This window comes from Streptomyces sp. NPDC020742 (assembly GCF_040641675.1).
Classification (GTDB): Bacteria; Actinomycetota; Actinomycetes; order Streptomycetales; family Streptomycetaceae; genus Streptomyces.
The window spans coordinates 99,520-112,617 of record NZ_JBFAEA010000009.1; the positions used below are offsets into that span (position 1 = coordinate 99,520).

General features: G+C 71.3%; 13 protein-coding genes, 1 tRNA gene and 1 pseudogene. 10 read left to right on the top strand and 5 right to left on the bottom strand.

What is annotated here, in order from left to right:
* Positions 1–15 precede the first annotated feature (15 nt).
* Entirely contained in the window at positions 16–1,410 is a 1,395-nt protein-coding gene (locus tag AB0G84_RS18050; RefSeq protein ID WP_361321221.1) for an acyl-CoA dehydrogenase family protein, read from the bottom strand.
* A gap of 511 nt (positions 1,411–1,921) precedes the next feature.
* On the opposite strand from AB0G84_RS18050, the pseudogene AB0G84_RS18055 reads away from it, so the two are divergent.
* Positions 1,922–2,035: pseudogene (locus AB0G84_RS18055) on the top strand (helix-turn-helix domain-containing protein); the annotation flags it as partial.
* A 141-nt stretch (positions 2,036–2,176) separates the two neighbouring features.
* Positions 2,177–3,100, top strand: a complete 924-nt coding sequence (locus tag AB0G84_RS18060) for an alpha/beta hydrolase (protein WP_361321223.1) — start codon at positions 2,177–2,179, stop codon at positions 3,098–3,100.
* A 293-nt stretch (positions 3,101–3,393) separates the two neighbouring features.
* Here the strand turns inward: AB0G84_RS18060 and AB0G84_RS18065 are convergent, their stop codons facing one another.
* Complete coding sequence (locus AB0G84_RS18065) at positions 3,394–3,687, bottom strand: YiaA/YiaB family inner membrane protein (RefSeq protein WP_361321225.1); 294 nt, start codon at positions 3,685–3,687, stop codon at positions 3,394–3,396.
* A gap of 175 nt (positions 3,688–3,862) precedes the next feature.
* Between AB0G84_RS18065 and AB0G84_RS18070 the strand changes: the two genes are divergently transcribed.
* Both AB0G84_RS18070 and AB0G84_RS18075 read left to right on the top strand, forming a co-directional pair.
* A tRNA-Pro gene (locus tag AB0G84_RS18070) sits at positions 3,863–3,936 on the top strand.
* Positions 3,937–4,409: 473 nt separating this feature from the next.
* Positions 4,410–5,429 carry an AraC family transcriptional regulator gene (locus AB0G84_RS18075; RefSeq protein ID WP_361321227.1) on the top strand — a complete coding sequence of 340 codons (1,020 nt, stop codon included), beginning with the start codon at positions 4,410–4,412 and terminating at the stop codon, positions 5,427–5,429.
* Positions 5,430–5,520: 91 nt separating this feature from the next.
* On the opposite strand, the gene AB0G84_RS18080 is transcribed toward AB0G84_RS18075, so the two are convergent.
* Positions 5,521–5,736 carry a hypothetical protein gene (locus AB0G84_RS18080; protein ID WP_361321229.1) on the bottom strand — a complete coding sequence of 72 codons (216 nt, stop codon included), beginning with the start codon at positions 5,734–5,736 and terminating at the stop codon, positions 5,521–5,523.
* Positions 5,737–6,011: 275 nt separating this feature from the next.
* Between AB0G84_RS18080 and AB0G84_RS18085 the strand changes: the two genes are divergently transcribed.
* The 6 genes from AB0G84_RS18085 (at position 6,012) to AB0G84_RS18110 (ending at position 11,908) form a co-directional block, all read left to right on the top strand.
* The gene (locus AB0G84_RS18085; protein ID WP_361321497.1) at positions 6,012–6,440 is read left to right on the top strand and encodes a HEAT repeat domain-containing protein; all 429 of its coding nucleotides are present in this window, start codon (positions 6,012–6,014) and stop codon (positions 6,438–6,440) included.
* A gap of 322 nt (positions 6,441–6,762) precedes the next feature.
* A complete protein-coding gene (locus AB0G84_RS18090; protein WP_361321231.1) occupies positions 6,763–7,251 on the top strand; it encodes a helix-turn-helix transcriptional regulator in 489 nt (162 codons plus the stop codon).
* A gap of 4 nt (positions 7,252–7,255) precedes the next feature.
* The gene (locus tag AB0G84_RS18095; RefSeq protein WP_361321233.1) at positions 7,256–7,945 is read left to right on the top strand and encodes a hypothetical protein; all 690 of its coding nucleotides are present in this window, start codon (positions 7,256–7,258) and stop codon (positions 7,943–7,945) included.
* Entirely contained in the window at positions 7,938–9,158 is a 1,221-nt protein-coding gene (locus AB0G84_RS18100) for an MAB_1171c family putative transporter (protein ID WP_361321235.1), read from the top strand. Before AB0G84_RS18095 ends, AB0G84_RS18100 begins: the two co-directional genes overlap by 8 nt.
* Positions 9,159–9,313: 155 nt before the next feature.
* On the top strand, positions 9,314–10,528 hold the full coding sequence (locus tag AB0G84_RS18105; RefSeq protein WP_361321237.1) for a cytochrome P450: 1,215 nt from the start codon (positions 9,314–9,316) through the stop codon (positions 10,526–10,528).
* 216 nt (positions 10,529–10,744) lie between these two features.
* Positions 10,745–11,908 carry a serine hydrolase gene (locus AB0G84_RS18110; protein WP_361321239.1) on the top strand — a complete coding sequence of 388 codons (1,164 nt, stop codon included), beginning with the start codon at positions 10,745–10,747 and terminating at the stop codon, positions 11,906–11,908.
* 50 nt (positions 11,909–11,958) lie between these two features.
* Here AB0G84_RS18110 and AB0G84_RS18115 read toward each other — a convergent pair whose 3' ends face one another.
* Together AB0G84_RS18115 and AB0G84_RS18120 are read right to left on the bottom strand one after the other, a co-directional pair.
* Positions 11,959–12,624 (bottom strand): DUF309 domain-containing protein, encoded by a 666-nt coding sequence (locus AB0G84_RS18115; protein WP_361321241.1) that lies wholly within the window; start codon positions 12,622–12,624, stop codon positions 11,959–11,961.
* A gap of 96 nt (positions 12,625–12,720) precedes the next feature.
* Positions 12,721–13,077 carry a DUF427 domain-containing protein gene (locus AB0G84_RS18120; protein WP_361321243.1) on the bottom strand — a complete coding sequence of 119 codons (357 nt, stop codon included), beginning with the start codon at positions 13,075–13,077 and terminating at the stop codon, positions 12,721–12,723.
* Positions 13,078–13,098 lie beyond the last annotated feature (21 nt).

A 13,098-nucleotide genomic window follows, 5' to 3' on the forward strand; every position in this document is an offset into this window, starting at 1 on the left:
GCCCCATCTGTGCGGTCAGGGCCGGCCGGTCACGGCGGACGGACCCACCAGGCGCTGCCGGACCGGGCCGGTGCGCTGGCCCGGCAGCGTGGCCCGGTCCTCCCTGCCCGGCACCGCGCCCGCGGCCTCCACGGTGCCCGCGGCCTCCACGGTGCCCGCGGCCTCCACGGTGCCCGCGGCCTCCACCGGGTCCGCGCCGTGGTCGTCCTCTGGCCACTCCGAAGGCTCCAGCCGCAGCAGCTCCGCGAGCCGGGCCGACCAGTCGCCCTTCGCCCGGCCCAGGGCCAGCTCGCCCAGCCGCAGCAACTGGACGTCGGAGGTGCCGGCCGGGGCGAAGATGTGGTGCGCATCGCGCAGGAAGCGCTCGATGGGACGGTCGGTGAACAGGCCGCAGGCCGCGTGGATCTCCATCGCATCGCGCGCCGACTCCAGCGCCGACTCCACATTGACCAGCTTTGCGTTCATCAGCTCCGCATCGCACGGCAGACCCTGGTCCAGCAGGTGCACCGCGTGGTACGCCGACAGCCGGGCCAGCAGCAGCCGCGACTGGATGCGGCCCAGCTTGAGCTTGATGTTGCCGAGGTCGGCCAGCGGCCGCCCGTAGCGCTGCCGTTCGGCGCAGAACGCGGACGTCTCGTCCAGCACCGCCTGGTGGATCCCCAGCGAGACCGCGGTGAGGTTCGGCCGGCCGTACAGCACGCTGGAGGAGTACGCCACGGACAGCCCGTCGCCCTCCCCGCCCAGCATCTGGGTCGCCGGGACCCGGCAGTCGTCGAAGAACAGCTCGCCGAAGCTGAAGCCGTGCAGGCCCATCGCCGGCTGCTGTGGCCCCACCCGGAAGCCGGGGGTACCGGACTCGACGAGGAACGCCGACAGGCCCTTGGCGCCCTCTCCGGTGCGCACCACGACGCCGTGCAGATCGCCGATGTGGCTGTTGCCGACGTATATCTTGCGGCCGTTGAGGACGTAGTCGTCGCCGTCGCGCACGGCGGTGGACGCCATGCCGAGGACATGGCCGCCCGACTGCGGTTCGGTGACGGCGATGGTCGGCAGGCAGTCGCCGGAGGCGATCGCCGGCAGCCAGGTCTTCTTCTGCTCCTCGCTGCCGAAGTGGACGATCTTTGCGACGCCCAGCTGGGACGCCTGCACCATCGCGCCCATCGCGGCACTGACCCGCGAGAGCTCCTCGATGATGATGGTCTTGGCGACGTGCCCCGCTCCCATGCCTCCGTACGCACGGTGCACGGTCGCGCCTATCCAGCCCTGGCGGGCGATCCGGCGCGAAAGGTCATGGCAGACGGAACGGCTCGCCTCCATCTCCGCAATCCGGGGGCGGACCTCGCTCTCGGCGAAGTCCCGCACCCGCTGGCGGAGTGCTTCATGTCGCTGATCGGTGAAGTAGCGATGCAAGACGAGCCCTCCTTCGCGATCTTCTCGGTAGTGGTCGCACCCCGCCTCGGGGCGGCACCGGGCGGTGTCGCCCGCGGGGGCATACCGGAAAGTGATCTGGCACTTACCGCGTGCAATACCGGTTGGCATACCTACTGCGGGGCGCATAAAACATCAACTGGGGGCATTTATGGGAGGAGTTGAGGCGCGAAGTGACCCCGCACAACCCCCCTTGGCGGACTGCCGTGGCGCGGCCCCGGCGGACCCGGAATCCGCGCCACCCCACGCCTCCCTGGCTCCCTGGTGGGCTCGCGGATGTGCGGGTCTCGGCCACGTCCTGGTAGGTGCCCGGATCCGTTGACTGCGTGCCTGAACTCCAGGCGTCGGCAGTTCTGCAGAGGGATCGTCAGGTGTTGTCGCAGAGGGGCGTTGGGGTGAGCAGAGAGCTCCATCGGGATCACGCGGCGGAGGCCTTTGCGGGGGAACGCACGAGTGCGCTGGCATCAAGGGAAGGTGTGGCAACGTCCCTCGGATTTCCCACAACGTCCGTACTCTTCGCCGGCGCGCTGGGCCGACTCAGGAACAGCTGGCCCAGGCCTCAGGGCTCTCCGTCACCACCGTGGCAGGTATCGAGCAGGGCGGTTCGGTGAGGAGGGAATCCATCGCTTGCCGCACGGGCGGCAGGTCACCCCCGCCACGCGCGCCCCATGGCGTACCGCCGCCCGGCGCGCCAGAGTGGGCCGCGACGATGCGTCAGCCCCCGCCCCGGCAATCAGGAGACGATGCCATGCAGGCCCCGCAGCAGGACTTCCACCAGGCTCCGGACGGCGCACGGATCGCCACCTACACCTGGCTCCCGGAGTCCGGCCCTCCGCGCGCCCTGGTCCAGATCGCCCATGGCGCCGCGGAGCACGGCCGGCGCTACGACCGCTTCGCCCGCTTCCTGGCGGGCCACGGCTACGGCGTCATCGCCTCCGACCACCGTGGCCACGGGGCCACCGCCGCCTCCACCGGTGGCCGCGGGGTGGTCGGTGAGGACTCCTGGCGGGCGATCGTCACCGACCTGAAGGGGATCGGCGACCATGTGGCCGCCGCCCACCCCGGCCTCCCGCTGGTCCTGCTCGGCCACAGCATGGGCTCGATGCTGGCCCGCGACTACGCCCAGGAGTACGGCGCCGACCTGGCCGGACTGATCCTCAGCGGCACTTTCCGCACCCTGCCGGGACTGGACGTCGAGGGCGCCATCGCCGCACTGGAGCGGGAGGTCGACGTGCACGGCCGCACCGCGCTGTCCTCCTTCATCCCGCGCACCTTCAGCTCCTTCAATGACGCCTTCGAGCACCGCACCGGCTATGAGTGGCTCTCCCGCGATCCGGCCGAGGTGGACGCCTACGTCGCCGACGAGGACTGCGGCTTCCCCTTCTCCGCCGGCCTCGCCCTCGACTGGGTGTGCGCCATCCGCAAGATCAACGCCCCGGGGAACCTCGCCCGTATCCCGCGCGGGCTGCCCGTCCACATCGCCGTGGGTGCTCTGGACCCCTGCCATCAGCAGATGACCCTGGTCCATGAACTCCTGGAGGACTTCCGCTACCTGGGGGCCCGCGAGCTGACCTGGCGGGCCTATCCGGAGGCCCGCCACGAGATCCTCAACGAGACGAACCGCGCCGAGGTCCAGCAGGACCTGCTGGCCTGGCTCGACAAGCACCTCTGACCGGGGGCTGGGCGGCTGGGCGCTGGGGCGCTGGCGCTCGAGCGGCCGGGGGCTCGCGCGGCCGTCGCTGCTCCCTCGACTCGTCGGAGCCCCGCTGTCGGGTCCGTCTTGAAGCGTGCGGCCGGGGCGCGGGTCGTCCGATCCGGGGGAGCCGGCGCGGTCCGCGGGCCGGCCGCGTTTCGTGGACCGTCCGATCCGCGGGCCGGCCGCGGTCCGTGGACGGTGCGATCCGTGAGCCGTACGCTCCGCGAGCCCTCCGACCCGCGCCCCGGCACGGCTCAGCACGGTACGGGTCAGACCGGTCCCGGCTTGAAGAGGTCCTGCTCGATGAGGATCTTGTCGATCCGGGCCTTGTCCACCCGGTTGGTCACCTCGGCCACCTCCTGCCGGTCGCGGACGCACTTGGCCAGCGTGAACGCCGAGGACACCACGAAGACCAGGCCGAGTGAGAGGAACCCGCGCTCCCAGGGCCCTACCGGCAGCTTGATGATCCCGATCATCAGCGCCACCAGCGACAGCCCGAAGGAGAGTGCGGCCTGCACGAAGAAGGCCGTGGTCGTCGGCCGCTGAATCGATGGAGTGGTCATGCGCGTAGCGTGGTCGTGCGGTGACTCGGCCGCATGAGTACGGATACTCAACCTTCCTCCCGCGCGTGACCCCGCCGTCCGCGTGAGGGTGGCCGTATATGGCAGCACCCACCCTCTGACATGCGGTATTGTTCTCGTGCGCGGTCGGCCGGGAGAGCCTGGCAGGGCCGAGCACCGGGACGTGGCGCAGCTTGGTAGCGCACTTGACTGGGGGTCAAGGGGTCGCAGGTTCAAATCCTGTCGTCCCGACGGTGCGAAGAGGTCCTCTGACCTGGAGAAATCCAGGTCAGAGGACCTCTTCGTTGTGTGTGGCCGTATTGCCTCTGACGTTTTGTCAGTTGCTTGCCGAGGGTGGTTCAGTGGTCCCTAGGAGCATGGCCGAGCAAAACCGCAGATCAGTGCATGTTCCTGAGGTCTGGTGCCAGGGTCTGTCGGCCGGGTGTGCTCGGGTCCGCGGCGTCGGACGTGCGGAGTCGGATGTGCGGTCGTGGGTACGAGAGCCGTCTGCATGGCCCCGCCCAGGCTCGGGCAAGAGGCGGCGAACCCATGCCGGACCGGACGGGCCTCCCAGCAGCCCAGCGCTCGGCCGAAAGCTCCTCGCCCCGTTCCGCGACCCCGTCCTGCTGGGTCGTATGATCTGCCCCTGCCGCAGTCGGTACCCGTGAGGACACGAGGCGTAGTCGTCGTCCGCCGGGAGGGTGCCCGAACGGAGAGAAGGGGACATGCTGATCGAGACGGTGTACCGGAGCGAGGACGTACCGGCGGCGGATCGGTTTGACTGCTGGCGCGAAGTGGTCTCGCACACGCATGCTCCGATGGAGCTGGCCAGTGACCACCGGGAGGACTTCCGAGCCTCTCAACGCCTGTTGGAACTCGGTGCGGTATCGGTGTGGCCGACGACGTTCCAGCCGGCGTCCTTTCGGCGGACGCCGAAACTGGTCCGGCAGTCCGACCCTGAAGGCCTGCATCTCTCCCTGCCATTGAGCGGACCGCTGCACGCAGTCCGGGGCGAGGAGGAGGCGGTGTACGGTCCGGACAGCCTGTGCGTCGTCGACACCTCGCGTCCCGTGGACGTTCATGCGGGTGACGGCGCACGCCTGCACACGGGCGTGGGGCTGGAGGTCCCCAAAGCGCTGCTGCCGCTGCCCCGGAACCAGGTTGACCGTGCTGCCGGCCTGCGACTGTCACCGCAGGACGGATTCGGTGCCCTGCTGGCACAGCTGCTCACCCAGCTGGCGAAGTCCACCGACTCCTACCAGCCGACCGATGGGCCCCGGCTCGGGGGAGTGGTGGTCGACCTGTTGTCCGCGCTGATTTCCCAGGCCCTCGATGTGGATGCTTCGCTGCCCCCCGAAACCCACCGGAACAACCTGGTCTTACGCATCCGGGCCTTCGTCCAGGGGCATCTGCACGACCCGCAGTTGACGCCGCGCACCATCGCCGCCGCGCACCACATCTCGACCGGCTACCTGCACCGCCTGTTCAAAGAGCAGGGCATCACGGTGTCCAGTTGGATCAGGCGCCAGCGCCTCGAACACGCTCGGCGTGATCTGGCCGACGCCACCCTCCGCAGCGCTTCCATCCACATGATCGCCTCCCGCTGGGGCTTCCCGCGGGCAACCGACTTCAGCCGCGCATTCCGTAACGCCTACGGCATGCCACCAAGGGACTACCGGTACCACGCCTTCGCCTCGGGCGAGCTCACTGCTGGGGGGCTCCCGACTGGTGTCAGCCAGGCGTAGGCGCACCGCTGAGCAGGCCGGGGAGGCTGTGGCTCCATGGGGCTGGCGGAACGTACCTGCCCTGCCGGGCCGTAGGCTCCTTCCGCTCCGGCTACCGCAGTTGGAATCCGGTGGCGGTGGCGGCGAGGTCGATGGGGAGGATCCCTGGGCCGATCGCGTAGTTGCCCCAGGTCTTCCGTCCGTCGACGCGCAAGAGGGCGAGGGTCACGGCGAGGCCGGTGAAGGCGATCAGGCACCCTGCGATTCCCAGGAGTGCGAGGAGGAAGCCCGACCAACCGGGGGCGTGGTGCGGGTTGTTGTGTGCCACGCTCGCCAGGGTCACGGTGTGGGGGATACGGGGCACTGGCTACTTCGGCCTTTCCCCGGCGGCGTCGGCGAGCCTTCCGCGGTCGCTGGAGTTGTCTCCGCCCAGGCTGCCACGCTCCGCCATGTCGTGGAAGTCGGCGGCCTCGGGGGCATTGCCCAACGGCGTTGGTGAGGGCGTTGGTGAGGGGGTGTCAGGGAGCTGTCGAGGGTGTGGGCGGCTTCGGCCCGGCGTTCGATCTTCCTCGTGGGGCGTGAGACTGTCTGGTCGTGTCAGAGGTGAGGAGTGGGTTGGCGGCGGCCTTGGCTGAGGCGTCGTCACCTTCGTGGGCGCAACGTGTTCGTGCCGGGCGTGCCCTTGCTGGCTTCGCTGGTTCTCCTGAGGCTGCGGAGGTGCTGGTGAGGCTGCTGCTGGACGCCGAGGACACGGCGGTGACTCGACAGACGGCAGAGGCCCTGGCCCAGGTGGGGACGGTGGCTGCCATCAGGCTCATCGCCCTCGCGATTGCCGGGGCTGACGACAGCCGGTTCGACTGGCTGCAGGCCGGGGTGTATGACGCGCTCGTGGAGCCGGACGGCGTGCCGGACCTCGTAGCGGCCTGGGTTGGGCTCGAAGCGGTCTGCGCCCAGCTCGCCCGGGATCCGGAAGAGGCTGTCCGTCGGGGTGCCGCGGAGATCTCGGCGTGGACGGGCGGCACAAGGCGGTGATCTCGAATCGATCTCCTGTGGGTTGGTTCATGCAGCGCTGCATGCGGCGGTTCGTGCAGCGGTTCGTGCGGCGGTTCGTGCGGCCTTCGTCTCGGGGGCGTGTGCACCGCCAGGTCGGGTCCGGAGGTCAGCGGCCGGCCCCTTGCAGGACCGCGAAAGGCCTCACGGAGCGTTGGGTCCGGTAACTCAACTGCCGGTTAAGGCCGTTCCTTCTCACTGTCTGTAAGTGGACTGGTGCGGCGCGTGCGTTGCATGTCAGGATGAGAAGTGCTGGAAGGGCGGTCTTAACTGCTCGTTGGGTCGATCGATGGGGGACGGGGGCATGGGCGTGGGGGGCGACGGCCGGTCCGGGGAGGCGGGCAGTGCGCTCGCGGAGCGGCTCAACCACCTCTTCGCGAACATGCATCCGCCGGGAGCGCCGTACACCAACGCCTTTGTGGCCGAGGAGATCAGTGCTGGGGCGGAGGCCTACGGCGGGGTCAAGGTCACCGAGCAGTACCTGTCCATGCTGCGGAACGGCAGGCGGGCGAATCCGAGTCCGGAGCTGCTGCGCGCGCTGGCCAAGTTCTTTGCGGTGCCGGTCGGTTACCTGCTGGGGGACCTCTCCCAGCCGCAGGCCGCACGGGTGGAGGAGGAGGTCCGCTTCCTCGCTGCGATGCGGGACCAGCGGGTGCGGGCCATCGCCCTGCGCTCCGTCGGCCTGCCGCCGGAGGTACAGGACAGCCTGACCACGATCATCTCCCAGTTCCGGCAACAGATGAATCTGCCGGCCGATCCGCCGGAGCGGGGCGGTGATCGGCGCGGTGAGTGACCCGATGCGGACCGCTGAAGGCGACCAGTTCTTCACTACCTGGCAGCGGACCGGACACGAGGACGGGACGAGCATGCGAGTGGGCCAGATACGCAGGCGGTGCAAGCGCCTCATCAAGGAGCTTGAGCTGCCCGCCGCCACCGATCTGCGCGGGATGTGCGACATCGTCGGCGCGCGGGTGGAACGGCCCGTCCATCTGGTGCCGATGGGCCTGGGTGGGGTGATCTCGGGCATGACCGCCGTCACCGACGACGGCTACTGGATCTTCTACGAGCTCAAGACCTCGGCCTGGCACCAGGCCCACATCGTGCTGCACGAGCTCAGCCATCTGCTGCTGGGCCACGGCCAGGACCCGGCCGTCACGGAGGACGCCCTGAAGCTGTGGACGCCGTCCGTCGATGTCGCCACCGCCATGCAGCGGATGGGGCTGACCATGGGCTTCGCCCGGCACCACGGCTATGACAACCCCGCCGAGCGGGAGACCGAAGTGCTCGGCACGCTGCTGATGGAGCGGGTCGCTCCGTCGGCCGCCGAGAGCCAACTCCCCCTGGAGGGGCCGGCGGCCGCGCTGGCGGCCGCGCTCGGGCCGGCCCTCCAGCACATCCGGCGGAACCAGCAGCGGCCGTCCGGTGGAGCCGACGGGCCCGACGGTGACACCGCGGGCCGACCGGGGGGCGGGGGCCTTCGTGTTTGACGTCCTCTATCTGTCGTTCGGCGTGGCCGCCTGGGCGATCGTCGGGTACAAGTCCGTTGCGTGGTTCCGCGACCGGAGCAATGCGGACCTGGGGCTGGCCTGTGTGATGACCGGCGGGGTGGCGACGGTCTTCCTGTTCTCCGCGCCCAGCCTCTACCGCGCCTTCGACCGGCTCACGGGCGTGGCCAACCTCGCCATGGTCTTCCTCTACTCCTCCGTCGTGCTCTTCGCCGCCGGCGCGCTGGTGCTGTTGCTGCGCTGGACCGCGGGCGAGGGTCCCGCCGCGAAGGCCCGGGCGCGGTTCCGGGCCCGGGCGGCGGTCGCCGGGGTGGCGGCGCTGTGGGCGGTGGCGGTCACCGGCTTCGCGTTCGGGCGGCCGGACGCCGTCGAGCACCCCCGTGACTTCAGCACCGCCTACACCGACTCCCCCGGAGTCATGGTCTTCCTGGTGCTGTATTTGGCCATTTTCGGATCGAGCCTCGCGGGCCTGGGCACCCTCTGCCCCCTCTACGCCGCCCGGCTCGGCGGCACCCACCTGGCGCGCGGACTCCGGGTGCTGTCCGCCGGCTGCTGGCTCGGTCTGGTCTACTGCGCCTGCAAGGTCATCGGCTTCGTGCTGTCCTGGATGGGACATCCGGCGCTGTGGCTCTCCAACGGGGTGGCCCCGCTGAGCGCTTCGGTCGCGGCGCTCCTGGTCCTCGCCGGTTTCGCCCTGCCCGCCGCCGGCCCCCGGGTCGCCGCCTGGCGCCGGCTGCGCCGCCTCTCCCCGCTCTGGCGGACCGTCACCGCGCAGGCTCCGGAGGTCACGATGGCGGAGCCGGGCTGGCCGGTGCGCTGGCCGTTCGCCGATCTGGAGTGGCGCGCCAACCGCCAGATGGCCGAGATCCGGGACGTCCAGCGCGGCATCCGCCGCCATGTGGAGTCCGACGCCGTCGACATCGCCCGCGAACGCGCCCGCGCGGTGGCGCTGGACGACCGCCAACTGGCGGCCGTCGCCGAGGCGGCCGCACTGCGCCGCGGGCTGGAGAACCGCGCGGTGGGGCACGTGCCTGCCCACGGCGCGGACAGTGTGGTGGTCGCCGCTGGCCGGGACGGCGCCGAACTCGCCGCGGAGTACGAGCACTTGGCGCTGGTCGCGGACGTCTACCACTCCCCGCTGATCGAGACCGTGCTCACCGAACTGCGGCAGCGGAGTGCGATGCGGCAGGGCTGAGCAGTACCACGGACGTGGTGGCCCGGTACGGGGGTCCGGGCTGCCCGGTATGACGGAGGCGGCACCGTTCCGTGCGGGCCGGTGCCGCCTCCCCGCGTCGCCGGATGACGCATGACAGCCCGGTCCGTCGCCGCCCGCGCCCTACAGTCGGGGCCATGCCGAACACCGCTGAGACCGGCCCCGACGCCCCTCTCGACAGCACGCCCCTCCTGGACGATCCGTACGCCACGTACGCCGCGCTGCGCGAAGCCGGACCGGTGCACCGGATCACCGGCGCCGACGGGAGCCCCGCCTGGCTGGTCACCCGCTACGACGACGTCCGCAGCGCCCTCGCCGACCCGCGGCTCTCCCTGGACCGGCGGAACGCGGCACCGGGCGGCTACCGCGGCTTCGCACTGCCGCCGGCGCTGGACGCCAACCTGCTCAACATGGACCCGCCGGACCACACCAGGGTCCGACGGCTGGTCACCAAGGCCTTTACGCCCGGCCGGGTGGACGCCCTGCGCCGGCCCGTACGGCGGGTGGCCGATGACCTGCTGGAGGCCATGGAGCAGCGGGGCAGCGGCGGCGACCTGATGGCGGACTACGCGGGTCCCTTGCCGATCATTGTGATCTGCGATCTGCTCGGCATCCCGCAGCGTGACCGCCGGGACTTCCTGGCCTGGTCGGACGCGCTGATCACCCCGGACCCGGCCCGGCCGGAGCTGATGAAGCAGGCGATCGGCGCGATGCTGGAGTTCTACACCGGGCTGATCGCGGCCAAGCGCGCCGAGCCCGGCGACGATCTGCTGTCGGACCTGATCGCGGTGCGCGACGAGGAGGCCGGCGACCGGCTCACCGAGGACGAACTGACCTCGCTCGCCTTCCTCATCCTCTTTGCCGGATATGAGAACACCGTCCACCTCATCGGCAACGCGGTGCTCGCCCTACTGGACCATCCGGACCAGCTCCGCCAGCTGCAGCGCAATCCGGCCGAACTTCCGTCCGCCGTCGAGGAGTTCCTGCGGTACGACGGGCCCGCTCCACTGGCGATCCGCCGGTTCCCGACGGAGGACCTGGAGATCGGTGGGGTGCGGATTCCTGCGGGCGAGAGCGTGCTGCTGGCGATCGCTTCCGCGAACCGTGACGCCGCCCGTTTCCCGGAGCCGGACCGGTTGGACCGCGGCCGGGCGGTCTCCGGGCACCTCGCGATGGGACACGGCATCCACCGGTGCCTCGGCGCCCCGCTCGCGCGGATGGAGGCGGTCACCGCGCTGGAGGCGCTGCTCGCCCGCTTCCCGGGGCTCCGGCTCGCCGGTCCACGGGGTGACCTGCGCCATCGTCGGTCCCTGCGGTCACGTGGCCTGATTTCGCTGCCCGTCGCTTGGTAATCGACAAACGAACAAGTTTTTGAGGCGTAACCGTTCCCTCATGCGGTAAAAAGGTTCTTGAGCCCGCCCGGTGTGCATCCCCCGTCGCACCGGGCGGGCCCTTCTCTGCGGTCGCCGCCCCTTTGCAGCTGCGACACGCCCGCGCCGGCGCACACCGCGTGGCCCGTCTGGCTCAACTGCGCTGCGCAGAGCGCCCACCCTCCTTAGCGTGACGGCATGGCAAGTCACGTGCGTGTGTCCAAGAAGGCGGCGCTGCTCGCCCTGATCGCCGCCACCGGGGTGTCACTGGCGCCCATACCGGCCGCGGCCGACGGACGGACGGCCCCTCAGCCCGCCCTGAGCACCGCCGGGGAGCAGGCCGTCACCGCTCCCGGCATACCGAGGCTGCCCGGCGGGCTGTCCGCGCTGTCCTGGCTGGTGGCCGACGCGGAGACCGGCAGCGTGCTGGCCGCCCGGAGCCCGCACCGCAAGCTCGCCCCGGCCAGCACCCTCAAGACGCTGTTCGCGGTCACCGTCCTGCCGAAGTTCTCCGCGGGCGCGGTCCGCCAGGTCAGCTCGGCCGACCTCGACGGAATCGGCAGCGGCAGCAGCGTCGTCGGCATCCAACAGGGCCGCCGCTACACCGTCGCCGACCTCTGGCGCGGGGTCTTCCTGCGCTCCGGCAACGACGCGGTGCACGTCCTGGCCTCGATGAACGGCGGCTGGCAGACCACCGCCCGCGAGATGCAGCAGACCGCCCGCAGGCTCGGCGCGCACGACACCACCGTGAAGTCCCCCGACGGCTATGACGCGCCCGGCCAGGTGTCCTCCGCCTACGACCTGACCGTCTTCGCCCGCGCCGGGCTCGCCAACGACGACTTCGCCCGCTACTGCGCCACCGCCCGCGCCACGTTCCCCGGTGCCGGCGGCAGCACCACGATCGAGAACACCAACCGCCTGCTGGCGGGCTCGCACGGCATGTCCCGCTACCCCGGCATCATCGGCGTGAAGAACGGCTACACCTCCAAGGCCGGCAACACGCTGATTGCGGCCGCCCGACGGAACGGCCGGACGCTGCTGGTCACCGTGCTCAACCCGCAGTCCGCGGTGCCCAACGCGGTCTACAAGGAAGCCGGCGCGCTGCTCGACTGGGGCTTCGGCACGGCCGGCAGCACCCAGCCGGTGGGCACCCTGCACGCCGTGAACGCCGCCTACCACGGCGGCCCGATGCGCCCGGTGGCCGCCCAGGCCACCGGGGCCGAGACCCGCGAGAGTTCCCCCTGGCGTCCCGCCCTCGTCCTCGGGGCGGGCGGCGCCGGGCTCGCGGTGGTGGCACTCGGCGCCCTGCTGGCCCGGTGGCGGCAGCCACGCCCCACCGGCCGCAGGGGAGACGGCGGGTAGGGCGGACGTCCGGCCGGAGGGGCGCCCCGTCCGGCCGGACACCGTCCGGTCTACCCGGCGGCCCGCAGCCGGGGGGCGGTCCCGGCCGCCGGCACCGCCCCCGGTACCGCCTCCGGTCCGGTCAGACGGGCGCTCAGCTCCCGCGCCCAGGTGAGCAGTCCCACGACGTCGATCCCGTACGGGGCGGCATCCGCGTACCGTCCGATGGCCGCCGCACCCCGGTCGAGCAGCGCCCCGCCCCCTACGGCGTTGCCCCGTGCCGCATGGGTGAGGCCCACCGCGAGCTGGGCGAGTCCCCGCCACAGCTCGCGCTCCGCCTCCGGCGCGGCCTTCCAGGCGTCCTCCAGCACCTCATGTGCGTGGAACGGCATCCCGGCGTCGAGCAGCCGCTGCGCCTCGGCCAGTGCCTGCGCGGGTGTACGGGGCACCCCTTCGGGCTGCCGGGCCACACCAGGGACGCCGTACGGCAGCGGTCGGCCGAGCCCGTCCCGGGGGCGGGCGCTGCGGGCCCGGCCCTGCTCGTCTCGGTCCCGCCGGCGGACCGGGGGGTCCTGTTCTGTTCCGGCCCCGCAGTGCTCACACCCCGCACTGCCGGGCCGCTCCCGGATCCGTCCGCACTCCTGGCACACCTGGTCCAGCCAACAGGCCGGGTCACCGCCCTGGTCGGGCGCCGGCTGCCGGCCGGCCTGGTCGTGGGCTCGCTCCGCGTCGTTCACGCTTCGATTGTGCGCCCCGGGGAGGGGGTGCGGGGTACGGGGTAGGGGGGATCCACCGGGATGCGCACCGCCGTTCCCGTTGGCCCCGTCGAAGGCCTAGGCCGATTCGGCGGTCGACCCGGCGGCCGATTCGACCTCGTAGAAGCACAGGTGGTCCTTGATCTGCGCCACCTCCGGATGCGGCTCCGGATAGGCCCAGGCGACGTCTTCGGGGCCGCCGGTCAGCGACCAGTAGGAGGCGGTGCCCTTGAAGGGGCAGACGGTGTGGGTCTCGGAGGGGGTGAGCAGATCCATCCGTACGTCCTCGGGCGGGAGGTAGTACCGCACGGGGTAGCCCGTCTCGGAGAGCAGCAGCGGTCGCCGGCTCTCCGCTATCAGTCGGTCGCCGATCACCACCCGGACGTGGTCGGTGCCCGTGACGACGTCGATGCGGTGGCCGTGTGTGGTGCCCATGATCGGTGCTCCTCGGTGGTT